The 23,366-nt window shown below is 62.3% G+C and carries 24 protein-coding genes; 22 read left to right on the top strand and 2 right to left on the bottom strand.

The genetic code is table 11. The features are described from left to right. Positions 1 to 9 precede the first annotated feature (9 nt). From ccoO to DES45_RS07575, 10 genes are all read left to right on the top strand, one after another. The gene (ccoO, locus tag DES45_RS07620; protein ID WP_114769357.1) at positions 10 to 744 is read left to right on the top strand and encodes a cytochrome-c oxidase, cbb3-type subunit II; all 735 of its coding nucleotides are present in this window, start codon (positions 10 to 12) and stop codon (positions 742 to 744) included. Between the two features lie 10 nt (positions 745 to 754). After that, positions 755 to 910 carry a cbb3-type cytochrome c oxidase subunit 3 gene (locus DES45_RS07615; RefSeq protein WP_114769356.1) on the top strand — a complete coding sequence of 52 codons (156 nt, stop codon included), beginning with the start codon at positions 755 to 757 and terminating at the stop codon, positions 908 to 910. Between the two features lie 3 nt (positions 911 to 913). Further along, positions 914 to 1,798 carry a cytochrome-c oxidase, cbb3-type subunit III gene (gene ccoP, locus DES45_RS07610; RefSeq protein WP_114769355.1) on the top strand — a complete coding sequence of 295 codons (885 nt, stop codon included), beginning with the start codon at positions 914 to 916 and terminating at the stop codon, positions 1,796 to 1,798. 140 nt (positions 1,799 to 1,938) lie between these two features. Beyond that, on the top strand, positions 1,939 to 3,405 hold the full coding sequence (ccoG, locus tag DES45_RS07605; protein WP_114769354.1) for a cytochrome c oxidase accessory protein CcoG: 1,467 nt from the start codon (positions 1,939 to 1,941) through the stop codon (positions 3,403 to 3,405). Positions 3,406 to 3,415: 10 nt separating this feature from the next. After that, positions 3,416 to 3,916, top strand: coding sequence for a FixH family protein (locus tag DES45_RS07600; protein ID WP_114769353.1), 501 nt, complete (start codon positions 3,416 to 3,418; stop codon positions 3,914 to 3,916). 9 nt (positions 3,917 to 3,925) lie between these two features. Continuing rightward, a complete protein-coding gene (locus DES45_RS07595; protein ID WP_114769352.1) occupies positions 3,926 to 6,157 on the top strand; it encodes a heavy metal translocating P-type ATPase in 2,232 nt (743 codons plus the stop codon). A gap of 3 nt (positions 6,158 to 6,160) precedes the next feature. Further along, positions 6,161 to 6,310, top strand: a complete 150-nt coding sequence (ccoS, locus tag DES45_RS07590) for a cbb3-type cytochrome oxidase assembly protein CcoS (RefSeq protein ID WP_114769351.1) — start codon at positions 6,161 to 6,163, stop codon at positions 6,308 to 6,310. Then, the gene (locus DES45_RS07585; protein ID WP_114769350.1) at positions 6,307 to 7,428 is read left to right on the top strand and encodes a hypothetical protein; all 1,122 of its coding nucleotides are present in this window, start codon (positions 6,307 to 6,309) and stop codon (positions 7,426 to 7,428) included. Before ccoS ends, DES45_RS07585 begins: the two co-directional genes overlap by 4 nt. A gap of 427 nt (positions 7,429 to 7,855) precedes the next feature. Then, a complete protein-coding gene (locus tag DES45_RS24740) occupies positions 7,856 to 8,077 on the top strand; it encodes a NepR family anti-sigma factor (protein ID WP_147282363.1) in 222 nt (73 codons plus the stop codon). Beyond that, positions 8,074 to 8,625, top strand: coding sequence for a sigma-70 family RNA polymerase sigma factor (locus DES45_RS07575; protein ID WP_114769348.1), 552 nt, complete (start codon positions 8,074 to 8,076; stop codon positions 8,623 to 8,625). The genes DES45_RS24740 and DES45_RS07575 overlap by 4 nt, the downstream gene beginning before the upstream one ends. Positions 8,626 to 8,993: 368 nt before the next feature. On the opposite strand, the gene DES45_RS07565 is transcribed toward DES45_RS07575, so the two are convergent. Further along, on the bottom strand, positions 8,994 to 9,335 hold the full coding sequence (locus DES45_RS07565) for a response regulator (protein ID WP_170151421.1): 342 nt from the start codon (positions 9,333 to 9,335) through the stop codon (positions 8,994 to 8,996). A gap of 354 nt (positions 9,336 to 9,689) precedes the next feature. Here DES45_RS07565 and DES45_RS07560 point away from each other — a divergent pair, with 354 nt between their 5' ends. Beyond that, a complete protein-coding gene (locus DES45_RS07560; protein WP_114769345.1) occupies positions 9,690 to 10,409 on the top strand; it encodes a Crp/Fnr family transcriptional regulator in 720 nt (239 codons plus the stop codon). A 198-nt stretch (positions 10,410 to 10,607) separates the two neighbouring features. Next, the gene (locus DES45_RS07555; protein WP_114769344.1) at positions 10,608 to 10,796 is read left to right on the top strand and encodes a hypothetical protein; all 189 of its coding nucleotides are present in this window, start codon (positions 10,608 to 10,610) and stop codon (positions 10,794 to 10,796) included. 201 nt (positions 10,797 to 10,997) lie between these two features. Here the strand turns inward: DES45_RS07555 and DES45_RS07550 are convergent, their stop codons facing one another. Then, positions 10,998 to 12,407 (bottom strand): M10 family metallopeptidase, encoded by a 1,410-nt coding sequence (locus DES45_RS07550; protein ID WP_170151420.1) that lies wholly within the window; start codon positions 12,405 to 12,407, stop codon positions 10,998 to 11,000. 424 nt (positions 12,408 to 12,831) lie between these two features. Here DES45_RS07550 and DES45_RS07545 point away from each other — a divergent pair, with 424 nt between their 5' ends. The 10 genes from DES45_RS07545 to DES45_RS07500 all read left to right on the top strand — a co-directional run bounded on the left by DES45_RS07545 (position 12,832) and on the right by DES45_RS07500 (position 23,307). Next, positions 12,832 to 13,122: a hypothetical protein gene (locus tag DES45_RS07545; RefSeq protein ID WP_147282362.1), complete on the top strand. Its 291-nt coding sequence runs from the start codon at positions 12,832 to 12,834 to the stop codon at positions 13,120 to 13,122. 354 nt (positions 13,123 to 13,476) lie between these two features. Beyond that, positions 13,477 to 14,244 carry a FadR/GntR family transcriptional regulator gene (locus tag DES45_RS07540; RefSeq protein ID WP_114769341.1) on the top strand — a complete coding sequence of 256 codons (768 nt, stop codon included), beginning with the start codon at positions 13,477 to 13,479 and terminating at the stop codon, positions 14,242 to 14,244. After that, a complete protein-coding gene (locus DES45_RS07535) occupies positions 14,234 to 15,292 on the top strand; it encodes an ABC transporter ATP-binding protein (protein WP_210272206.1) in 1,059 nt (352 codons plus the stop codon). The genes DES45_RS07540 and DES45_RS07535 overlap by 11 nt, the downstream gene beginning before the upstream one ends. After that, a complete protein-coding gene (locus DES45_RS07530) occupies positions 15,292 to 16,392 on the top strand; it encodes an ABC transporter ATP-binding protein (protein WP_114769340.1) in 1,101 nt (366 codons plus the stop codon). Before DES45_RS07535 ends, DES45_RS07530 begins: the two co-directional genes overlap by 1 nt. Before the next feature lie 25 nt (positions 16,393 to 16,417). Continuing rightward, positions 16,418 to 17,917 carry an ABC transporter substrate-binding protein gene (locus tag DES45_RS07525; protein ID WP_114769339.1) on the top strand — a complete coding sequence of 500 codons (1,500 nt, stop codon included), beginning with the start codon at positions 16,418 to 16,420 and terminating at the stop codon, positions 17,915 to 17,917. A 75-nt stretch (positions 17,918 to 17,992) separates the two neighbouring features. Then, positions 17,993 to 18,940, top strand: coding sequence for an ABC transporter permease (locus DES45_RS07520; RefSeq protein WP_114769338.1), 948 nt, complete (start codon positions 17,993 to 17,995; stop codon positions 18,938 to 18,940). Continuing rightward, the gene (locus DES45_RS07515; RefSeq protein WP_114769337.1) at positions 18,937 to 19,812 is read left to right on the top strand and encodes an ABC transporter permease; all 876 of its coding nucleotides are present in this window, start codon (positions 18,937 to 18,939) and stop codon (positions 19,810 to 19,812) included. Before DES45_RS07520 ends, DES45_RS07515 begins: the two co-directional genes overlap by 4 nt. A 24-nt stretch (positions 19,813 to 19,836) precedes the next feature. Continuing rightward, entirely contained in the window at positions 19,837 to 21,630 is a 1,794-nt protein-coding gene (locus tag DES45_RS07510) for a gamma-glutamyltransferase family protein (RefSeq protein ID WP_114769336.1), read from the top strand. A 12-nt stretch (positions 21,631 to 21,642) separates the two neighbouring features. After that, positions 21,643 to 22,374, top strand: a complete 732-nt coding sequence (locus DES45_RS07505) for a DUF1028 domain-containing protein (protein ID WP_114769335.1) — start codon at positions 21,643 to 21,645, stop codon at positions 22,372 to 22,374. An 81-nt stretch (positions 22,375 to 22,455) separates the two neighbouring features. Next, positions 22,456 to 23,307 carry a sulfite exporter TauE/SafE family protein gene (locus tag DES45_RS07500; protein WP_114769334.1) on the top strand — a complete coding sequence of 284 codons (852 nt, stop codon included), beginning with the start codon at positions 22,456 to 22,458 and terminating at the stop codon, positions 23,305 to 23,307. The last annotated feature ends 59 nt before the right edge of the window (positions 23,308 to 23,366 follow it).

The raw sequence follows: 23,366 nt of genomic DNA, 5'->3' as shown, positions 1-23,366 counted from the left end.
GAACCGACCATGTCACTCTGGTCCCGTCATAAGATCTTCGAGACCAACTCGATCATCCTCGTCATCGGCGTGCTGTTCGTCATATCGATCGGCGGCTTGGTGGAAATCGTACCTCTCTTCTATCTGAAGAGCACAATCGAGAAGGTGGAGGGCGTCAGGCCCTACACCCCCCTCGAGCTCGCCGGGCGCAATGTCTACGTGCGTGAAGGCTGCTACAACTGCCACAGCCAGATGGTGCGGCCGCTTCGCGACGAGGTCGAGCGTTACGGACACTACTCCCTGGCAGCCGAGAGCATGTACGACAGGCCGTTCCAGTGGGGCTCCAAGCGCACCGGCCCGGACCTCGCCCGTGTCGGCAACAAGTACTCGGACGAGTGGCATCGCGACCACCTGAAGGATCCTCGCGCGGTGGTGCCCGGCTCGATCATGCCGAGCTATCCCTGGCTCTCCGACCGGGAGATCGACGTGGAGCGCGTCGCGGAGGACATGAAGGTGCAGGCCGCCCTCGGCGTGCCCTACACGCCCGACATGATCGCGAAGGCCGACGTCGACCTGAAGATCCAAGCTACGACCGACGACCCGAATGCGGCGGCTCTGGCGCAGCGGTACCCGAAGGCGGCGGCGCGCGATTACGACGCCAATCCCCAGCGGATCACCGAAGCGGACGCCCTGATCGCGTACCTGCAGATGCTGGGAACCCAGGTGGACTTCAAGCTCTACGACAACAAGGCGAACGTGCGCTGAGGAGGCACAGATGCTCGAAACTTATAAATTCCTCGCCGGCTTCGCTCAGACCTGGGGGCTTCTCTACTTCGTCCTGGTCTTCCTCGGCGTGCTGGTCTACGCCCTCGCTCCCTCGCGGAAGGACCGCTTCGATGAAGCGGCCCGCATGCCTCTCCAGGAGGACTGATCCATGGCTCACGAAACCCATGAACAGGTCGATGCCGTCACGGGCGTGACCACGACCGGCCACACCTGGGACGATATCCAGGAGCTCAACAATCCTCTGCCGCGGTGGTGGCTTTGGACGTTCTACGTCACCATCGTCTGGGCCATCGGATATTGCATCGCCTACCCGGCCTGGCCTCTGGTATCGTCCTACACGACAGGGGTTCTCGGCTGGCAATCCCGAGACGCCATCGTCCAGGATCTCGATGCTCTCAAGGCACAACGCGCCGGAATGACGGCGAAGCTCGCTCAGGCCTCGGTCGAGGAGATCCAGCAGAACCCGGAACTCTTCGCCTTCGCCCGGGCCCAGGGGAAAGCCGCCTTCGGCGACAACTGCGCGGCCTGCCATGGAGCCGGCGGCGGCGGCGCCAAGGGCTACCCGAACCTGAACGACGACGACTGGCTCTGGGGCGGGTCGCTCCCTGAAATCGAGCAGACCATCCGCCACGGGGCACGCTTCTCGGCCGACAAGGGCCACCAAGGCGCCATGCCGGCCTTCGGGCGTGACGGGATGCTGAAGCGGCAGGAACTTTCCCAGGTCGCGGACTACGTGCGGTCTCTGTCGGGCCTTCCGACCGAGAAGGGAGTCGACCTTGCGGCCGGCGCCAAGCTCTTCGCCGATAATTGCGCCGCCTGCCACGGCGACAAGGGCCAGGGCAACAAGGAACTCGGCGCCCCGAACCTGTCGGACCAGATCTGGCTGTTCGGCTCCGACAAGACCGTGATCATGGAAGGGCTGTGGAATGGACGTGGCGGCGTCATGCCCGCTTGGCACGAGCGGCTCGACGATACGACGGTCAAGGCTCTCACGGTCTACGTCCATTCGCTCGGAGGCGATCAAAGGCGCTGAGGACGATCCAGGCGCCATCGCAATGCATCGAAGGGCCGGCAGGAGACTGCCGGCCCTTTGCTTTGACCCAAATCAAGGCCGCTCGCCGAGACCTCTCGTATGGGATTGTCATCAACCTATGAGATGACGCGGCGGATTCGATGGCTGACGCCCCTCTTGCCAAAACTCCTGTGGCTCACGCCTCTGACGAGGAAGCACCTCTCTATGCTCCTCGCAAGAAGATCTATCCGCAATCGGTGAAAGGGCGGTTCCGCACGATCAAGTGGATCGTGCTCGCCATCACCCTCGGCATCTACTATCTCCTCCCCTTCATTCGCTGGGATAGGGGCCCCAATGCGCCCGATCAGGCGATCCTAGCCGACCTTCCGAACCGGCGGTTCTATTTCTTCTTCATCGAGATCTGGCCGCAAGAGGTATACTATATCACGGGCCTCCTGGTTCTTGCCGCTCTGGCTCTGTTCCTGATGAATGCAGTCGCCGGCCGGATCTGGTGCGGCTATCTCTGCCCGCAGACCGTCTGGACGGACCTGTTCTATGCGGTTGAGCGCTGGGTCGAAGGCGACCGCCGCGAGAGGATGCGGAAAGCCGGCGAAAAGCCGACCGTAAAGACCGTCGGACAGAAGGTGCTGAAGCATACGATCTGGCTGATGATCGCCTGGTGGACCGGCGGTGCCTGGGTCCTGTATTTCTCAGACGCGCCAACCCTGGTGAAGGATCTTGCGACGTTTCAGGCTCCAGCCGTCGCGTATATCTGGATCGGAATCCTCACCTTCACGACGTACACGCTGGCGGGCTTCATGCGCGAGCAGGTCTGCACCTACATGTGCCCCTGGCCCCGCATTCAGGCTGCGCTGACCGACGAATACGCCCTTAACGTGACCTATCGTTATGATCGTGGGGAGCCCCGCGGATCGGCCAAGAAAAATGACGCTCTTCGGAAGCAGGGGCTCCCTGCCGGCGACTGCGTCGACTGCGTCCAATGTGTGGCCGTGTGCCCGACCGGAGTGGACATCAGGAACGGGCTCCAGCTCGACTGCATCCAGTGCGGCCTGTGCATCGACGCCTGCGACTCCGTCATGGCGAAGATCGGCCGCCCGACGGGTCTCATTGCCTACGACACGGATATGAACGTCCAGGCGCGAATCGAGGGTCGGCCCGAGATACGTCGCATCGTTCGCCCCAGAACCATTCTCTATGCAGGCATGATCGCTGTCGTCGGCTTCGTCATGCTCGCAGCCCTTGCCATGCGCACGTCGATCGACGTCAGCGTGATGCATGATCGAAATCCGGTCTTCGTGCGCCTCTCGGACGGCTCGATCCGCAATGCCTACACCGTCCGTGTCGCAAACAAGCACCTGGAAGAGCGCAGCTATACCTTGAATGTGGAAGGTCTTCCCGGTGCTCAGGTCGACGTGGTCGCCGGCCGGATCGACCAGCAGGGCCGCCCGATCGTGAGCGTTGGTCCCGACCAGACCCTGGAGATGAGGGTCCTCGTTACGGCCGTGGGAGAACACCCCGGCGAGACGACGGATGTGCGCTTCGTCATCACCGATCTCACCAGCGGTGAGGCCGCCTATGCCAACGACCATTTCAAAGCTCCTCGATAGGAACCAACCGATGTCGGCCTCTCTCGCCCCTTCACGTCCGCCACGCCAGCTCACCGGCCGGATGGTCCTGGCGTGCCTCGTAACCTTCTTCGGGATCATCTTTGCCATGAACGTGGTGCTGATCCGCGTCGCTATTTCGAGCTTCGGAGGCGTGGAGACCGAGAGTTCCTACAAGGCTGGGCTTAACTTCATGAGCGATGTCACGGCAGCTCACGCTCAGGATGCCCGCCATTGGGGGGTCGATGTCACTCTCCAAAGAAATGCCGACGGAACGCAGGTGATCGTCACGGTCAAGGACGCGGAGGCCCGCCCCATCTCAGGGTTGACCCCCGTCGCTCGCTTCTCCTATCCGACGGACCGACGGCGCGACGTCACTCTTGAGTTAAACGAAACCGAAGCGGGTCGCTTCCAGGGCCTGGCCGCTGCGCCAAAAGGACAATGGGATCTTGTGATCGAATTGATGCGCGATGGAGACACGGCCTTCCGCTCCAAGAGCCGCGTAACACTCTGAGGCGGTCCGATGACTGAAGCTCTCGATCTTTCCGTCTTCGTCAAGCGTCCGGGCGACGGAACGGCTCATCTGGACCTCGCAGTGGAGGGTATCGATTGCGCCGCCTGCATCGATGAGATCGAAGATGGGCTGGAGCGCCTCGATGGCGTCCTGGACGCTCGCCTCAACTATACGAACCATCGTCTGTCCGTCGAATGGCGGGATGGCGCCGTCGCGCCCTCAATGCTGGTGGAAGAGCTTCGCCGCCTGGGCTACCGCGCTCATCCGTTCCAGTCTCGCCTCGTCGAGGAGGAAGAGGCACGGCGGGCGCAATGGCTTCTGAAATGCTTGGCCGTCGCCGGCTTCGCCTCCATGAACATCATGTTGCTGGCGGTGTCCGTGTGGTCCGGAAACGTCACCGATATCACCCAGGAAACGCGTGACCTGTTTCATTGGCTTGCCGCTCTGATCGCGCTGCCGACCGTCGCCTATGCCGGCCAGCCATTCTTCCGGAGCGCGCTCGGGGCCCTGCGCAATCGCCGCACCAATATGGACGTGCCGATCGTCATCGGCATCATGCTCGCGCTCACCATGTCCGTGGTTGAGACCCTCAATCACGCAGAGCATACCTACTTCGACTCGGTGGTCATGCTCCTATTCTTCCTCTTGTGCGGCCGCTACCTCGACCAAGCCATGCGACGCAAGACCCGCGCCGTTGCGGGTAACCTTGCGGCCTTGAAGTCGGAGGTCGCACACCGGATCGGGCAGGATGGCGAGGTCGTTCTTGTTCCGACGGCTGCCCTTGATCCCGGTGACAAGGTGCTTGTCCGTCCGGGAGAGCGCATCGCCGTGGATGGAATCGTCCTGTCAGGAGCATCCGAAATCGACGAAAGCCTCGTGACAGGAGAGACCGCTCGCCGGGCTACTGAAGTTGGTGGCCGGGTCTACGCCGGCAGCCTCAATTACGATGGAACTCTCACGCTCCGCGTGACGGCCGCCGGCAAAGGGACGCTGCTCGACGAAGTCGAGCGGCTTCTCGCGAACGCCGCTTCAGCCAAGTCACGCTATGTCCAGCTTGCCGACCGGGTCGCCCGTGCCTATGCGCCGGTGGTCCATCTGGCCGCCGCCTTGACGGCCATCGTCTGGATCGCCACCGGCTCCTCCGTCCACGACGCGATTATCACGGCCGTCGCGGTTCTCATCATCACCTGCCCGTGCGCGCTCGCTCTTGCGATACCGGTCGTGCAGGTCGTGGCTTCCGGCGCACTCTTCCGTGCAGGTGTGTTCCTCAATGCAGGTGACGCGTTGGAGCGTCTGGCCGTCGTGGATACGGTCGTCTTCGACAAGACGGGCACGCTGACGCTGCCCGAGATGCGCGTCGTCAATGCCGGGACCTTAGCTCCGGACCTCCTAGAAGCGGCGGCGCGGCTCGGTCTCTCGAGCCATCATCCCCTCGCAGCCGCCGTGTCCCAGGAGGCGCGCAACCGCCGTCCGTTCGATGGCGCTGTCGAGGAGCACGGACAGGGTGTCCATGCGGTCGTTGACGGAGTGGAAGTGCGCCTCGGAAGTCCCGGCTTTTGCGGCGCAGAGGAACTTGCGCGCGATGCGGCCGCGGACTGGCCAAGCGCTTCAGTCATCGCTTTTGCCTGGGGCGAAAAACGAGCCATCCTTCTCGTGCAGCAAGCCTTGCGTCCGGATGCGGTCGACGTCGTCCGATCGTTGCGGGAACGTGGGCTCGACTGCCGTATTCTTTCAGGCGACCGGCCGGAAGCAGTCGCTCCGATTGCAGCGGCGCTCGGGATCCAAATGTGGCGCGGCGGCTGCAACCCTGCGGAAAAGATCGAGGCTCTCGAGGCCCTCAAAGCCGACGGCCGGAAGGTCATGATGGTGGGCGACGGCCTGAACGACGCGCCGGCCCTCGCCTCCGCGCACGTATCGCTGTCCCCGATCTCGGCTGCGGACCTGACCCAGGCGCAGGCGGATGCCGTATTCCTGGGAGATCGTCTCCGTCCGGTTCTCGAGACGGTCGCGATTTCGCGGCGCGCCCATCGGTTGATGCAGCAGAACCTCAGGATTGCCCTCGTCTACAACCTCGTCGCGGTGCCACTGGCCTTTCTCGGTTATGTGACCCCCCTCGTCGCCGCCCTTGCCATGTCCGGCTCGTCGACGCTGGTCACGCTCAATGCCCTTCGGGCGCGAGGCGCTTCGGGCCCGGCTGAGTCTGCCGCTCCACGCCCCGATCTCGTCATCCAAGGAGCCTGAAACATGAACGTGCTTCTCTACCTTGTGCCGGCTGCACTGATCCTCGGGCTGACCGGGCTTGCGGCCTTCCTCTGGTCGCTGAGGAACGGCCAATACGACGATATCCAGGGCGCCGCGGTTCGCGTCCTCTCCGACGACGATCTCCGGTCGTGACCGCCTCGGCTAGCGTATCCCGGGCAGGCCGGCTCGACTGCGTCTGCGAGCCCGGCGTTCTCGACAGGACGGACACCGATCGCCGCGGTGTGGCGCTCCTCGCCATCGGGTTTGCCCTGTCGATTCTGTCCCAGGTGCTCACGTTGAGCATTCTGCCTCTGGCGGGGCTCGCCTTTGCGCCGAGCAGGAGCCTTTCCACCCTGCCATTTACGGCGTTCTATGCGGGTGCTGTGCTGGCGAGCCTGCCGGCGTCGCTCCTGCTCGACTCGTTCGGCCGGCGGGCGGCATTTTCGCTTGGAGCGTCGCTCGGGGCGGCCGGGGGCCTGATCCTGGTCTGGGCCTTGATAAAGATGCATTTCGGAGCCCTGGTGCTCGGAGCTTTCTGGCTGGGCACAGCCGGGGGATTCAGCCTGTTCTACCGGCACGCGGCCGTTCCGATGGGAGGGCGTGGAGGACGTGCCGCCCTGCTGGTCTTCGGAGCCGCGACCATTGCGGCAATCATCGCACCGACATTGGCGACAAAGGCAGATTCACTCTCCACCCACGCTTTCGTGGGAATCGCGGTTGTGGCGTCTCTGACCCATTTACTCACGCTGGCATGCACGGCAGCCCTGCCTTACCGTCGGCTGCGGCAGCGGCTTTTGAGCGAGCACAGTGCTCCCCTCCGTTGGCAATGGCTGGCTTTGCCGACAGGTATCAGCGCATTGGCCTGGTTCCTGATGACAGGACTGATGGGCGCGACGCCGATCGCCATGGTGGGCTGCGGCCTCAGCGAGGCGGTTCCTGAGACAATCGCTTGGCACATCATGGCGATGTATGCCCCTTCCCTCGTGCTGGCCTGCGCACCGACGGTGATCCGTCCGGCTCACGTCGCAGCCACGGCTGCTCTTCTCCTGGGGATTGCCGTCCTGGCCTTCACGATGTCGTCAGGGGTTCTAGGCTTTTCGGTCGCGACCGTTCTCCTCGGCACCGGATGGTCTCTGGCGACTCTCGGAAGCACCCTATGGCTTCATGGGGCGGGTGAGCCTTCCCGCTGGCAGCTTGGAACCCATGACGGCATCGTTCTGACGGGGGCTCTGATCGGGGCTATCACGGCCGGGATTCTCGCCACCCCGTGACGAGGTTCCGTTCTCGGCTGACCTTGCTGAAATCATGTCGTCAATGAACTTAGGCTCGATCCTGCCGGTGCACCGGCAGGAAGGTGACCGATCAACAGTTTGTCCTCGAAAGCACTCCCAAGACTGCGCTCGGCTAGAGTCATGCCGAACATATGAGGATCGGACGTCACCGCACGCCAACGCAATATAGGTAAGGCATTCTGGCTACACCCCTTGCCCGGCGAAAATCAAGATCAACCTTGAGCGGATAGGCTGCACCTCCTTTGGGCCTGGAATCTGCGGACTCGAGATCGCCTTAACCTATGTAAATGCAATTCCCACCTCTCATTCTACCTTCACTCGCGGAAGGATTGAGCCCGGTGCCTCCGCCGGCTCGCGGTTTATGACCTCGGGCGTGGATCTTTGTTTAGGGCTTAATGAGTGAGCTGTGCCCAATTCGTTCATGTCTGAAGATGAGTTAGAGCGCCCGCTTGGCCGCCAGGGCAATGGCGAGGTTCCCAAGGAGCCGCATTCCACCACTCATATTCAGGAGGTGATTGGTCAGGGGCTGCGCGCCATGTACGACTCTCTCAAGGCCGAGCCTATCCCGGACCACCTCCTCAAATTGCTCCAACGACTGGACACGCCGAAGAAGGACGAGGGTCAATGACGCTCTCGCCCGAACTCCGCGACGACATTCTGAAGTCCATCCCAAGCCTGCGTGCCTTCGCCATCTCTCTGACGGGCAATATCGACCAAGCCGATGACCTTGTGCAGGAAGCGATCGTCCGGGGTCTGAGCAACATCCACCGCTTCGAGCCGGGCACCAATATGCAGGCGTGGCTCTTTACGATCCTGCGCAATCAGTTCCACACGAACTACCGCAAGGGAAAGCGCGAAGTCGAAGATCCTGACGGAGCTATGGCCAGCCGATTGAGCAGCCCGCCAGAGCAAGGGGGCAGGCTCGATATACAAGACCTTCAGACCGCGCTGGCTCAGTTGCCCTTCGACCAGCGCGAAGCGCTGCTCCTCGTGGCAGCAGAAGGCTTCAGCTATGAGGAAGCCGCACAGATCTGCAATGCCCGCGTCGGAACGATCAAGAGCCGGATCAACCGTGCCCGGACCCGCCTTTCAGAGATCCTCGGCATCAACGAGTCGGATGACATCGGCACGGACCGGATCACGCGTGCCGCCATCCAGCGCGAGCAAGGCCTCTAGGGCTACGTCATTGCCCATTGTCGAGGTCCGTATCTCGGCAGCGATACCCGATAAAGCATTGTGCTCGGTCGGCCGATTTGATCCAAGCCGGTTCGGTGAACTGATTCAGCGGGCAGCCTCCCGGCCCGCCTACGAACCTGTCATAGGTGTTCGGACCTGTCCGAAGCACGACAGCACCCTGTGAAGCGATTATCGAGACGATCTCACGACAAGGCATTGCCTGTGCCGTATGTGGCGCCTGAGCAAGGGCCGCACTCCCCGCCGCGATGAATAGAACAACTGGCAGCCCGAACTGCATGGAAATCCTCCGTCGAGGCAATGGCGCAACGGAAGGGCCGTCCGGTTGTTCCACCCCGGCGCAGTTCCATTCAGGAGCCGGATGTTCCCAGCAGACATGCCAAGGCCGTCAGGATGTCGTGGTGGGCTGCTGGCTTTTCCAGCCATTTCGCGTCACTCAAATCCAGATCGGCCTGATGTTGCCGGCGGCCGGAATAGATGAGGAACGGAATTTGCCGGCGGCGAAGCTCCCGGACGATTTCGGTACAGGATCCGTCCTTCAGCACAACATCCAGAACCACAGCGTCCGGCACATTCGCCCTCAACCAATCCAGGGCCTTAGCCGAGCTGTTCACCGGACCTGCTATCCGGTACCCGGCCGCCTCGAGTATGTCCGTCAAGTCGAACCCGACAATGGCGTCATCCTCGGTCACGAGGACAGTCCGTCTGCATTCCTGCCTGGATAACTCGGACATTCCCTGCCTTCCCGCGGTGGAATGGCCGGGCACAGGATCACTGATCCCAAGACCTTGGCCCCACCTGACATTTCCAGCGTTTCATTTTTCGCCGCCGGGGAAATTCACCTATGTTAGCAGCCAAGCAACAGCTTGGTCATTTCGGTCGCCGGCGGGCGCATTCCCCTGCTGGTGGCCCGGGAGGCAACACGGCCCTCGCCCCGTGGGATTAACAAATTTAATTGCCGCCTCTGGCGAGTGCGACGAGAAGCCAACTGCCCAGCTCTTCCCGACTGCCGGCAATCGGCCGAACGCGCCCAGGAAATCGCCTGAATGATCAACCCGCTTGTCTTGAAGCTCGAACACCATGACGTGCTCTCCTCCGAGGAGAAGCGCGTCCTGGAGAGCATGATCTCGCGGATGAGAGAGTTTCGCGCCGACGAGGACATTGTAAGCCAGGGATCACGACTGACGGAAAGCAACCTGCTCCTTGAGGGCTTTGCGGCTCGCTATAAGATCCTGATGAATGGCCGCCGGCAGATCACCGCACTTCACGTGATTGGAGATTTCGTCGACCTGCATAGCCATCTTCTGAAGAAGCTGGATCACGGCGTCATCGCCCTCACGCCTTGTCAGGTGGCGGTTGTCTCCCACGACAACATTCGAAGGATCACCGAAAGCCACCCTCACCTGACCCGTCTCCTGTGGCTCAGCACATTGATCGACAGCGCAACTCACCGCGAATGGCTCGTCGCGATGGGGCGTCGCTCGGCTCTTGGTCATTTCGCCCACCTGATCTGCGAGCTTTTCCTGCGCCTCCAGGCCGTGCAGAGAACGGACGGCTACAGCTTCCAGTTGCCGCTCACCCAGGCCGAGCTGGGCGACACACTTGGGATTTCGACCGTTCATGTCAATCGCGTGGTCCAGGAACTGCGTACGGACAGGCTGATCACCTGGCAGGGCGATGTCGTGACGATCCTCGATTGGAACCGACTGATCCAGGTGGCCGATTTCGATCCGACCTATCTGTATCTGGAACGCGAGCCCCGTTAGAATCCCCCTTATACCCTAGCGTTAGTCATACCTGAGCATGATGGGCTCCCGCCGCCCACGTCCGCCTCAGGCGAATACCCTACCCCGAAATAGAATTACGTCCGACAGCTCATTGCGAGGCAAGCTCTAGGCAAGCCTCATGATGTATGGTTATGTTGTTTAATTACGTTAACGCTAAGAATCGATTGGGGCACTGGTATGAGCGAAGAGTTTGATTCGGTCGACGCCGTCGCCAAAGCATTTTACGACCTGCAGGAAGGTGCCAGAGGTTGGGAGCGCGAGCCCGAAGTCCTGAAGGAGCCCTTCAGGGAGTTTGCCCGAGCGGCAATTGCCATGCTCGATCAAGCTGAAGAGAACCCGAGGATTTCCGCCACCTCTTATTTCTAATTGCCTCCGGCGGATCCAGCCGGCTACCCGCCGGCGACTTCCCAAGGAATGTAAATTTACGGCTACGCTTAACCTATCGTTAAGGATAAACTTCCATTCTGACCGGACCCGCCGATAACGGCGGGTCCTACCAAACGGGGATGGCGCGGATGTACCGCCGTCCCCGTTTAATTTTGTCGCCCCATCAGCCGCGAAGGATCTTCAGATCACGAGAAAGTCGGCATGGGTCAGTTTCAGGTTCTTTCCGATCGTCGCGAAAAGCACGGGGGCGCTGCGCCCTGAGCCATCGGAGTCATAGAAGAGCGATCCCGCTCCCTTGCTATATATGATCCGGTCGCTGGCATCATGAGCCGCCGTTCCGGCCCAGAAGGCTCCGGAGGAGAGTTTGCCCACTTTGCCCAGCTTCGTGAATACGGCGTTCTGCAGCACGATCGTATCGTCAGCAACAACGAAATCCGAGATGTGATCGCGGTTGCTCGTCTTGGAAGGACGCATGTCGAAGACGAACCTGTCCCGCCCTGCACCTCCTGCGAGCCGGTCGTTTCCGGCACCCCCGCTCAAGATATCGCTCCCATCGAGGCCGAACAGGCGATCCGCGCCCTCCCTGCCGGACAAGCTGTTCGCAGACTCATTTCCGGTGATCTGATCGGCACCGCGCCCCCCGATGGCATTCTCGATCAAGGAGCGGGCATCCCCTTCATGGAGGAGCGCATTGGCAATGCTGCCGCGTGCATACTGCCCGCCGCCGAGATAGGCGAGTTGCCCGCTCGACGTCTTCGACCACTCACCCGGTCGAAGGTCGACCTGCACCCCGGTCTCGTAATTGGAAAAGTCGTAGCAGTCGTTACCGCCGCCGTCCCATACGGTCATGAAGAGCCGGTTTCCCGCCGGCGCCCCCTGCCCTGCTCCATCGATGAATGTCTCTCCGGTCGTCGGGCTCCAGCGATAGATCGTGTTGCCGCTGCGCTGCGCGTAGTTGGCGCCATAGAGATGCTGCAAGGCAGCAATGTCATACATCATCAGGGTCTGCGCATAGCCGACGGCTTCGTTCTCGACATGCGCGGCACTGGCTCCGACATATGAGCGATAAGTGGTGATCGAATACTCCATTGAGTCACGGTCCGGGAGCATTGCGCCGAAGCCAGCGGCCTCGTGACCGTGCTTCAGACCGATCCCGTGAACCATCTCATGAAGTACCGTGTAGAAGGCATAATTGCCCGGGACCGGAGTGTCGTACCAACCGCCCGCATTCCTGAACCAGGTGTCTCCGCTCTCTTCGCTCGAATCGGGCGAATAGGTCCAAGCGGAACCGGGAGCATCGGACATGGCGAAGCGAAGGAGTGCGTGATCGCCGGACGTCTCGGCCACCTCGCTGAAGTTCAAATTTGAGACGGCCGCGACCATGCGGAACGCCGCCCTGACCGCCGCCATCTGACCTGGGTTGAAAGCCTCGAAGCCATCCTCCGCTTCGCCCCAACCATAGGATTTTCCATAAAGTGAGCCGCTCGTGGGGAAGCTGTAGCTAAGGAACTCAGCATTCCATCGCGTTCCGACGAGCAGACCATCGACGTTCTGATCCCCCGTACGCGCAACAGGAACAGCACCAACCATCCTAAGGCCTCGCATGACAACGCGAGTAATTATGGAAGACCTATGGCGGCAATGACCTAACTATTCAGGGCTAATAATCCATACTTTCTAATAACTGCTCCCGATAGGATGGAACTTGTTGCAAACAACAAATATAAAATAGGAATTTTTACGATATCGAGTATCGCTCTTTCTCTGCGCCCCTGCACTGAAAGACCCGATGGAAGGTGATTGGATCGGAGCTGCATTGTCCCAAATGAATAAGATCCCGAATGATAGTCTTAGCCGTTGGGAAGATCTTCAATCATCAAGCCACCCACCGTTCGTTCTCGGCTTCACCCGAAAGGATTACGGTACCATCCGTGGTATTCGTACGAGATGCTGGTCGCGGCGCGATCATGGACAAAGGTGATGTTACGTACTTCGATTCGCACCCGGAGGGGATATGCACAACAACCCAGTTCGCGACGAAAACGTCATGGAATACCGAAGCGATCACAGGACATACTGCCCCAATATTCAGTCCATGATGCAGGAACTCCTTCGGACTCTTGCCAACATCGATTTTCAGCACGAAGACGATTTGAACAAGCTCAAGCGCAGCACGACTGACGACGAGCTGAAGAAGTACATCAAGGAGAAGCTGCAGGAGCGCCATCGGGAACGCCGCGAACCATATGTGAACCTCTTGGCGGAGCTTCGGAAGCAGCAACATCGCAAGGCTTTCGCAGCCTGACGGCACACAATTCAACACGACATATCTCGGGAACGGCACTTGCATCGCCGGTTGTGCGCAAAGCACAACCGGCGATGCCGCATGGAGAAGCCCGGCGATCCGCCGCCCTCAAATCGATTCCGCAGTCGGCGGCAGCTTGCCTGAGTTCGCCACTCCTCACCGAGACCGAGGATCTGCCCAGTGAGGTGCCGTTTGCCCACTGCTTTGGCAGCCCTGCCTCCACAATCGACATGAAACCATTTGCAAATTGGTTCGAGCCTGAGCTAGCTTGGTTTCACGGAAGTGTTGGTTTTTGTAACAAATTTTCACAAACCAGCGCACCAATGATAAGATTGGATCGTTTCGGCTTGTAGGATGACGAACGCTGCGGCTCTATCGGACAGCTCGAACTTCGCGCTGAGGCAGTTGCGGATACTTCTGGACGAAGGGCGGTTCGCCGCGGATCAGCGCCTGCCGCCGGAGCGCCATCTCGCCGCGCAGATCGGCATCGGCCGTCGCGCATTGCGGCGCGCCCTCGAGGTGCTCGAAGCGGAAGGCCGAATTTGGCGCCATCAGGGAAAGGGCACATTCCTGGGGCCTCGCCCGGTTCATACGGAGACGGGCCTAGAGGAATTGTCGAACCGCACCAATCCGCTCGAAGTCATGGATGTGCGTCTCGAAATCGAGCCGATCCTGGCCCGTCTCGCTAGTCTCCGCGCCTCCAACGGGGATGTCGAACGTCTGCTTCACCTCGCGGAAAAGACCGCGTCGAGTTCGGATGCCGATGGATACGAGCTTTGGGACAGCGCTCTTCACAGGGCGATCGCCGAGGCTGCGGGAAACAGCCTCCTCCTGGCCATCTTCGACATGATCGACCGGATTCGCCAGGATACGAACTGGCAGGTTCTGCGTGAGCGGGCGCGCTCCAAGGACCGGCTATCGGCCTATGTCGAGCAGCATCGGCGCGTGATTGCGGCGATTTCGCAGCGCGAGGCCCATGCGGCGGAGCGCGCCATGAGAGAACACCTCGAGGCGGTTCGAGAAAGCCTGCTCCGGGTGATGACCAGCCCTGTCGCCGACGAGGACGGGCGCGCGCATGAAACCATCAACGACACCAAGAGTGAGCTCCGACATGGCACATGAGGCAACGCTTCCGCATCTTCGGGAGGTGAAGGGCTCGGGTCGTGCCATCTCCTCGGAAGAGCAGGCTCTGTTGACCGTTCAAGGGCTCTCGGTCAGGTTCGACGGCGCTCCGAAGGACGTCAACATCGTCGACGACGTGTCGTTCTCCGTCGCAAGGGGCAAGACGCTGTGCTTGGTCGGAGAGTCCGGCTGCGGCAAAAGCGTAACGTCCTTGGCTCTGATGGGACTTCTGCCGACGCCGCCGGCCCGCATCGTGGCGGGTCGGGCCCTCTTCGACGGACAAGATCTGCTGACTCTGTCCGAGCGCGAGCGGGCCGATATCCGGGGTGACCGGATGGCGATGATCTTCCAGGAGCCGATGACATCCCTCAATCCAGCCTTCACCATCGGCGACCAGATTGCCGAAGGCATCGTGCGCCATCGCGGGATCTCGAAGGCCGCCGCGATGGAACGTGCGCTGGACATGCTCGAGAAGGTGCGTATTCCGGCGCCGGAGAAGCGCCTGCGAGCCTACCCTCATGAGATGTCAGGAGGCATGCGCCAGCGTGTCATGATCGCCATGGCGCTGGCCAACGATCCGCAGCTTCTCATCGCCGACGAACCGACCACCGCTCTCGACGTGACCATCCAGGCGCAGATCCTCACGCTCATCCGCCGCCTTCAGGAGGAGACCGGCACGGCCATGATCCTGATCACGCACGACCTCGGTGTCGTCGCGGAGGTCGCGGACGAGGTGGCCGTCATGTATGCCGGTCGCGTGGTGGAGACTGGCCCGGTGGAGGCGATTTTTGAGGATCCGCAGCACCCGTATACGATCGGCTTGATGGGTTCCGTTCCATCACTCGGACGCCGTCAGGGGCGCCTTGCGACCATTCGCGGAACCGTGCCGCCGGCGGAGCTGATGCCGAAGGGATGCCGGTTCACCACGCGTTGCCCGTTCGCCGATTCCCGCTGCGCCAACGACCCGCCGCCGCTCGCCGAAATCCGGCCCGGTCACAAGGCGCGCTGCTGGTATGCCCCTCTCGAAGAACACCGTGGAGCAGCCTGATGAGCGCCCCCGCCACAAATGATGTCATCCTCGAGGGCGCAGGCCTCGTGAAGCACTTCGGCGGTGGAGGCCTCTTCTCCACGCCCACCATTGTTCGCGCGGTCGATGGCGTATCGGTTGGGATCCAGCGCGGCGAGACATTCGCCATTGTCGGGGAATCCGGCTGCGGGAAGTCGACCCTGGGCCGGCTCCTTTTGAGGCTGATCGAGCCGACTGCGGGCGACGTTCTCTACGAAGGCAAGTCGATCCTCAAGCTCAGCAAGACCGAGCTTCGCCGCCTGCGGCGTGAACTGCAGATCATCTTCCAGGATCCCTACGCGTCCTTGAACCCGCGAATGAATGTGGGAGACATCATCGCGGAGCCGATATGGCTGCACGGTCTCGCCAGCGGCAGAGACAAGCGTGAACGCGTCGCGGACCTGATGCGCACGGTCGGCCTGCTCCCGACCCATGCCGACCGCTATCCTCATGAGTTTTCGGGCGGCCAGCGGCAACGCATCGGCATCGCTCGCGCACTTGCCGGCGATCCGAAGCTGATCGTTGGCGACGAGCCCGTGTCGGCACTCGACGTGTCGATCCAGGCGCAGATCGTCAACCTGCTCGAGGATCTGAAGGAACGCTTTGGCCTGACGCTCGTCATCGTGGCGCACGACCTTGCCGTCATTCGGCATATGAGCGACCGGGTCGCGGTGATGTATCTCGGCGAGATCGTGGAGCTGTCGGAGACAGACGCGCTCTTCGATAATCCCCTGCATCCCTACACACAGGCGCTCCTGGCTGCGATCCCGAGCCCCAGTCCCACCCATCGGAAGCCGAAGGCCCTTCTGCAGGGTGATGTTCCGAGCCCCGCCGCACCGCCCTCCGGATGCCGCTTCCATACCCGCTGCCCTCATGCGCGTGGGATCTGCCAGGAACAGCATCCGGCGCTGGAGCAGGCGCCCGACGGACGGCGGGTCGCGTGCCATTTCTGGCGCGAAATCCAGGGTGCGGGAGCAGGATCGATCAGCGCTCCGCCCCCCAGCCCGGCGCTGGCAAAGCGCTTGGCGATCTACAGAACTTGGCGTGAACGGCAGGACAAGCCCGTCGCGACGAGCCCTTGATCCAGAGACAAGTGGAGGAGAGACAATGAAAAAGTTATCCCTGATGGCCCTTGCGGCCGGGCTCTTGATGAGCACGGCCGTTTCGGCCCAGACCCTTCGCATCGGCCTGAACGAAGATCCCGATGTGCTCGACCCGCACCGCGCACGTACGTTCGTCGGACGCATCGTGTTCACGTCGCTGTGCAACAAGCTCGTCGACATCACCCCCGACCTGAAGTTCACGCCCGAACTGGCGACGGAGTGGAGCTGGAGCGACGACGGCAAGGCGCTCACCTTCAAGCTCCGACCGGGCGTGACCTTCCACGACGGCGAGAAGATGGACGCTGCGGCCGTCAAAGCGAATATCGAGCGCGCCAAGACGCTGCCGGACTCCCTGCGCAAGAGCGAGCTGACCTCCGTCGACAGCGTCGACGTGGTCGACGACATGACGGTGAAGATCAACCTCTCTCGGCCTGACGCGACCCTCCTGTCTCAGCTCTCCGACCGTGCGGGCATGATCATGTCGCCCAAGGCGCTTGCTTCGGCGGATTTCGGTCAAAAGCCGGTCTGCTCCGGTCCCTACAAGTTCGTCGAGCGCGTGCAGAACGATCGCATCGTTCTGGAGCGCTTCAAGGAGCATTGGGACGCCAAGAACTACAACTTCGACCGCATCGTCTTCCAGCCGATTCCGGACACCACCGTCCGCCTGGCCAACCTGCGCTCAGGCAATCTCGATCTTCTGGAAAGGCTCGCGCCGAGCGACGTTCCGGCGGTCAAGAGCGACGCGAAGCTCACCTTCGCGCCGGTCTCGGGCATCGGCTACCAGGGCCTGACCATCAACACCAACAACGGCGACAAGGCCAAGAGCCCGCTTGGCCAGGACAAGCGGGTGCGACAGGCGCTCGAGCTCGCTATCGACCGCGACGTGATCAACGAGGTGGTCGGCCAGGGCATCTTCCCGCCGGCGGGCCAGCCCTTCCCGGAGGCCAGCCCGTACAACGACAAGAAGTTCGCCGCCAACAAGCGCAACGTCGAGAAGGCCAAGCAGCTGCTCAAGGAGGCTGGCGTCGACCGGGTGAAGTTCGAGCTCACCTTCGGCACCAGCACCACGACCCAGCAGATCTCTGAGATCATCCAAGCGATGGCGGCCGAAGCCGGCTTCGACATCTCGCTGCGGCCGACCGAGTTCGCCGCCATGCAGAAGGAGGCGCAGGCCGGCAACTTCCAGGTCAACGCCATCGGATGGTCCGGTCGCGTCGATCCCGACGGCAACATCCATCCGTTCGTCACCTGCAAGGGCGGCCTGAACGACGGCAAGTACTGCAACGCCGAGGTCGACCGCCTGCTGAACGAAGCCCGCATCGTCAATGACGAGACCAAGCGCAAGCAGCTCTATGATTCGGCCCAGACGATCCTCAAGGACGAGCTGCCGATCATCTATCTCTACTATCAACCATGGCCCTTCGCCCATACGAAGAAGCTCGAGGGCTTCAAGCCTTACCCGGATGGCATGATCCGACTGAAAGGCGTCAAGCTCGCCTCCTGATGAACCAGAGTCCGCGTGCCCGGCCATGAACAGCCGGGCACGCTCCACCATTCCTGACGCAGGTCCCTTGCGCCGATGCTTCGCTATATCGGACGACGTATACTGATTGCCATCCCGACCCTGATCATCGTGTCGGTGCTCGTCTTCGCCCTGCAGAAGCTTCTGCCCGGCGATCCCGTCCTCACCATGGCCGGGGAGGAGCGCGATCCGCAGGTGCTCGAGTACCTGAGGGAGCGCTACCGCCTCAACGATCCGATTCCGGTCCAGTATTTCGTCTGGATCACGGAAGCCATGCGGGGAAATCTGGGCATCTCTCTGCGCACGGATATTCCGGTTCTCGACCTCATCCTCAGCAAGCTTCCGGTGACCATCGAGCTCGCCATCATGGCCATGATCGTCGCTCTCGCCATCGGCATCCCGGCAGGCATCATTTCGGCGGTCCGAAAGGGCACCACCGTCGACTACGCGGCGAACGTGATCGCGCTCTCCGGTCTCTCGATCCCGAACTTCTGGCTCGGGATCATGCTCATCATGCTGGTTTCCGTGCGCTGGCAGCTCCTTCCTGCCTCGGGGTTCGTGCCGCCGACGGAGGATCTGTGGCTCAACATCAAGACCATGCTGATGCCCGCCTTCGTTCTTGGCACCGGGTTGGCTGCCAGCCTGATGCGGCATACCCGCAGTGCCATGCTGGGCGTCCTGCGGTCCGACTACATCCGCACCGCGCGCGCCAAGGGCCTGCTTTCGCGCAAGGTCATACTGAAGCACGCGCTTCGGAATGCGCTGATGCCGATTGTGACCCTTTCGACCCTCCTGTTCGGCGAGCTCCTGGCCGGCGCCGTTCTGACCGAGCAGATCTTCACCATTCCGGGCTTCGGCAAGCTGATCGTCGATGCGGTCTTCAACCGCGACTATGCCGTAGTTCAGGGGGTCGTCCTGTGCACGGCCGTCGGGTTCATCATCATGAACCTTCTCGCCGATGTGCTCTACGTCGTCGTCAACCCACGCCTGAGGCATTCCGCATGACCGCCGCCGTCGCTGTCGCCGACGAGGTCGCGCTGCCCAAGAAGCGCAGCCGCGTCCTCTCCAAGTTCCTGAAGAACAAGAGCGCCGTGGTCGGGGCCGTGATCGTCCTGTTCTTCGTCCTCGCCGCCATCATCGGCCCCTATCTGGCGCCGTTCGACCCGATCAAGCCGAGCTTCACCAGCATCCGGAAGGCGCCCTCCGCCATGTTCTGGTTCGGGACGGACGAACTCGGCCGCGACATGTTCTCCCGCATGCTCTGGGGCGCCCGCGCCTCCATTATGGCGGGCGTCGTTTCCGTGGCCATCGCCATCCTCCTCGGCGTGCCGTTCGGCTTGGTGTCCGGCTATTTCGGCGGATGGGTCGATGCGGTCATCTCGCGCGCCACCGACGCCATGCTGGCGATTCCGTTCCTGATCTTCGCCATCGCTCTTGCAGCCTTCCTCGGCCCCAGCCTCACCAATGCGATGATCGCCATCGGTCTCTCGGCCATGCCGATCTTCATACGCCTCACGCGCGGGCAGGTTCTGAGCGTGAAAGCGGAGGATTATGTGGAAGGCGCGCGGGCCATCGGCCTGCCCGACTTCTGGATTCTCCTGCGATACGTTCTTCCGAACGTGCTGCCTCCCATCCTGGTGCAGGGTACGTTGACGATCGCAACCGCCATCATCGCCGAAGCGAGCCTGTCCTTCCTGGGTCTCGGCCAGCAGCCCCCGAACCCTTCCTGGGGCTCCATGCTCAACACGGCCAAGAATTTCATGGATCAGGCACCCTGGATGTCTGTCTTCCCCGGCGGCGCGATCTTTCTCATCGTGCTCGGCTTCAACCTCCTCGGCGACGGACTGCGCGACGCGCTCGATCCCCGCGAACAATAAGAACCTCAACCCCGGACGAAACGCATGTTCACCACACGGCCTGAAATCCTCGGCACCTTCGGTGTCGTCACCTCGACCCACTGGCTCGCCTCGGCCGCCGGCATGGCAATGCTCGAGCGAGGCGGAAACGCCTTCGACGCTGCCGTCGCGACCGGCTTCGTGCTCCAAGTGGTCGAGCCGCATCTCGTCGGTCCCTCAGGCGAGGTTCCGGCGGTCTTCTACTCCTCGAAGACCGGCAAGGTGGAGGTTCTCTGCGGACAGGGCACGGCCCCGAAGGGTGCCACGATCGAGCACTACAGGAGCGAAGGCCTGTCTCTGATCCCGGGCAACGGCCTGCTCGCCACGGTGATCCCCGGCGCCTTCGATGCCTGGATGCTGCTGCTGCGCGATCACGGCACCATGTCCCTCAGGGACGTGCTGGAGCCGGCCATCTATTATGCCGAGCAGGGCCACCCTCTCCTGCCCCGCGTCGCCAACACCATCAAGGACCTGAAGACCTTCTTCGAGACGGAGTGGGTCACCTCGGCGGCCGTGTATCTGCCCGAAGGCGAAGCACCCAAGCCCCGTCAGCTCTTCCGCAACCCGCAGCTTGCCGAGACCTGGAAGCGCATCATCCGCGAGGGCGAGGCCAAGGGCGGCAACCGCGAGGCGCAGATCGAAGGCGCCCGGAATGCCTTCTATAGGGGGTTCGTGGCCGAGGCGATCGACGCCTTCGTGCGCAAAACCGAAGCCATGGACCAGAGCGGCGCCCGCCATCGCGGCGTGCTCACGGGCGACGACATGGCTGCGTGGTCGGCGAGCTACGATGCCCCGCAGACCTACGAGTATCACAACTTCCGCGTCAACAAGATCAGGCCTTGGGGCCAGGGTCCGGTCTTCCTCCAGACCCTCGCCCTTCTCAAAGACTTCGACCTCGCGGCCATGGGGCCGACGGGCGCGGAATTCATCCACACGGTCACCGAGGCGATGAAGCTCGCCTTCGCAGACCGCGAGGCCTATTACGGCGATCCGGACTTTGTGAAGGTGCCGATCGAGACCCTGCTATCGGACGCCTACAATGATGAGCGCCGCAAGCTCATCACGGATCAGGCCTCTCTCGAGTTGCGCCCCGGCCGCGTCGATGGCTACGAGCTTCAAGTCGAGCGCGCTTTGAAGGCCCTGCGTGAGCTCTCGACGACCGATCGCAAGGTGTCGGGTGGCGAACCCACCCTCGCCTCCATGCGTTCCGCGCGGCGCGGCGACACCGTCCATATCGACGTGGTCGACCGGCACGGCAACATGATCGCCGCGATGCCGTCCGGTGGCTGGCTGCAATCCTCGCCGGTCATTCCGGAACTCGGCTTCATGCTCAATTCGCGCGCCCAGATGTTCTGGCTCGAGCCCGGCCTTCCGGCGAGCCTCGAGCCCGGCAAGCGCCCGCGTACCACGCTCACCCCCACCCTCGCGGAGAAGGACGGCGAACCCTACATGGTGTTCGGCTCTCCGGGCGGCGACCAGCAGGAGCAGTGGCAGCTCCTCCTCTTCCTCCGCCACGCCCATCATGGCCTCAATCTTCAGGAGGCTATCGATCTCCCGATGTCGCACACGGCGCACTTCCCCTCATCGTTCTATCCGCGTGAGCAGAAGCCCGGCCATCTCATGGCAGAGGAGACCTTCGGCGAGGGAGTGCTGAACGATCTGCGTTCGCGCGGGCATGATGTGGAGGTCGCGCCGGCCTGGACGGTCGGACGCCTTGTCGCCGCGAGCCGCGACAAGGACGGCCTTCTGCACGGCGCCGCCACGCCGCGTCTCATGCAGGCCTATGCAGTCGGCCGGTAAGGAGACGACATCATGACCTGGTCGATCATCGCCAAGGACACGGAGACCGGCGCCTTCGGCGTTGCTGTCACCACCAAGTTCTTCGCCGTAGGGGCTCTCTGCCCCTACGGTTCGGCCCAGATCGGTGCCCTCGCGACGCAGGCTCTCGTCAATCCGCTTTATGGCTATGACGGCCTCAAGCTGCTAGCCGAAGGGCGCAGCGCCGAGGAAATCGTCATGGTTCTCACGGCGGGCGACCCGGGCAAGGACCAGCGCCAGCTTCACGTCATCGACCGCGAAGGCCGCACCGCGGCTCACACCGGTCGGAACTGCGTCGACTGGTGCGGGCACCTGACCGACGAAGGCGTCTCCGTGGCTGGAAACATGCTGGCGGGCCCGACCGTCATCGAGGCGACGCTCGACACGTTCAAGCGGCGAACCGACCTTCCTTTCGCCGATCGGCTCATGGCATCGCTCGATTCCGGTCAGGCCGAAGGCGGGGACAAGCGCGGCAAGCAGTCCGCCGCCATCAAGATCTGGCGCACCGAGCCCTATCCTGTTCTCGACCTTCGGGTTGACGATCATCCCGAGCCGCTGCAGGAACTGCGTCGTCTCTACGGCGTCGCGCACGAGCGTTTCCTGGCCTTCATGGAAGCCATGGCGACGAGGGCCAATCCGGGCGGCATCACCGACCGGAGCTGGATCGATCAGCGTGCGCGGGAGATCCAGGAGAAGGCACAGTCGATCGGCTCGATCTCCGTATAGAGCCAGTTTTGATTCCCCTTCCCGCACGCGGGGAGGCACTTCCATTCGAAACGGCCCATCTGTGGCCGTGTGATGGTGCCCATGTTTGGTATTCCTCTTCTCGATCTCGGCTGGCTCGTCGCGTCGCTCTTGGTGGCGGGAGCCATCACGGGCATTCTAGCCGGTGTCTTCGGCGTCGGCGGCGGCGCGCTGGCCGTGCCTGTCCTCTACGAACTCTTCCGCATGGTCGGGGTACCGGAGGAGGTGCGGATGCCCCTCTGCGTCGGCACCTCGCTCGCGATCATCATCCCGACATCGATCCGGTCGTTCAACGCGCACCGCGCCAAGGGCGCAGTGGACATGTCGATCCTGCGGGTCTGGGCCGTCCCGGTAATTGTCGGTGTGATCATGGGCAGCTACGTCGCGCGCTATGCTCCGGCCGACCTGTTCAAGGCCGTCTTCGTGGGGGTGGCGGGCATCTCGGCGATCCGCCTCCTGTTCGGCAAGGACACTTGGCGCTTCGGCCTCGACATGCCTTCGAAACCCATCATGGTGATCTACGGCTGGATCATCGGCGTGCTCTCGGCCCTGATGGGAATCGGCGGAGGACAGCTCTCCAACCTGTTCATGACGTTTTACAACCGCCCGATCCACCAAGCGGTCGCGACTTCGTCCGGCCTGGGTATCCTGATCTCGATTCCGGGTGCGATCGGCTACATCTATGCCGGCTGGCCGCGCGCGGCAGAATATCCGGACGTGGCGGCGCTCCAGTTCCCGCTCGCGCTCGGTTACGTATCGCTGCTCGGCATGGTGGCCTTCGTTCCGACCAGCGCGTGGACGGCCCCGTTGGGCGTTCGCCTTGCCCATGCTCTTTCGAAGCGTAAGCTGGAGGTTGCCTTCGGCATCTTCCTCCTGATCGTCTGCGCCCGCTTCGCTGTCAGCCTCTTGAGCTGATCCGCGCCGCATCCGCCTGAAAAGCGAAAGGCCCTGGCAATCGGCGATTGCCAGGGCCT

Origin of the sequence: Microvirga subterranea (genome assembly GCF_003350535.1) — a bacterium.
Lineage (GTDB): Bacteria > Pseudomonadota > Alphaproteobacteria > Rhizobiales > Beijerinckiaceae > Microvirga > Microvirga subterranea.
This window is presented reverse-complemented; position numbering and strand designations above follow the sequence as displayed.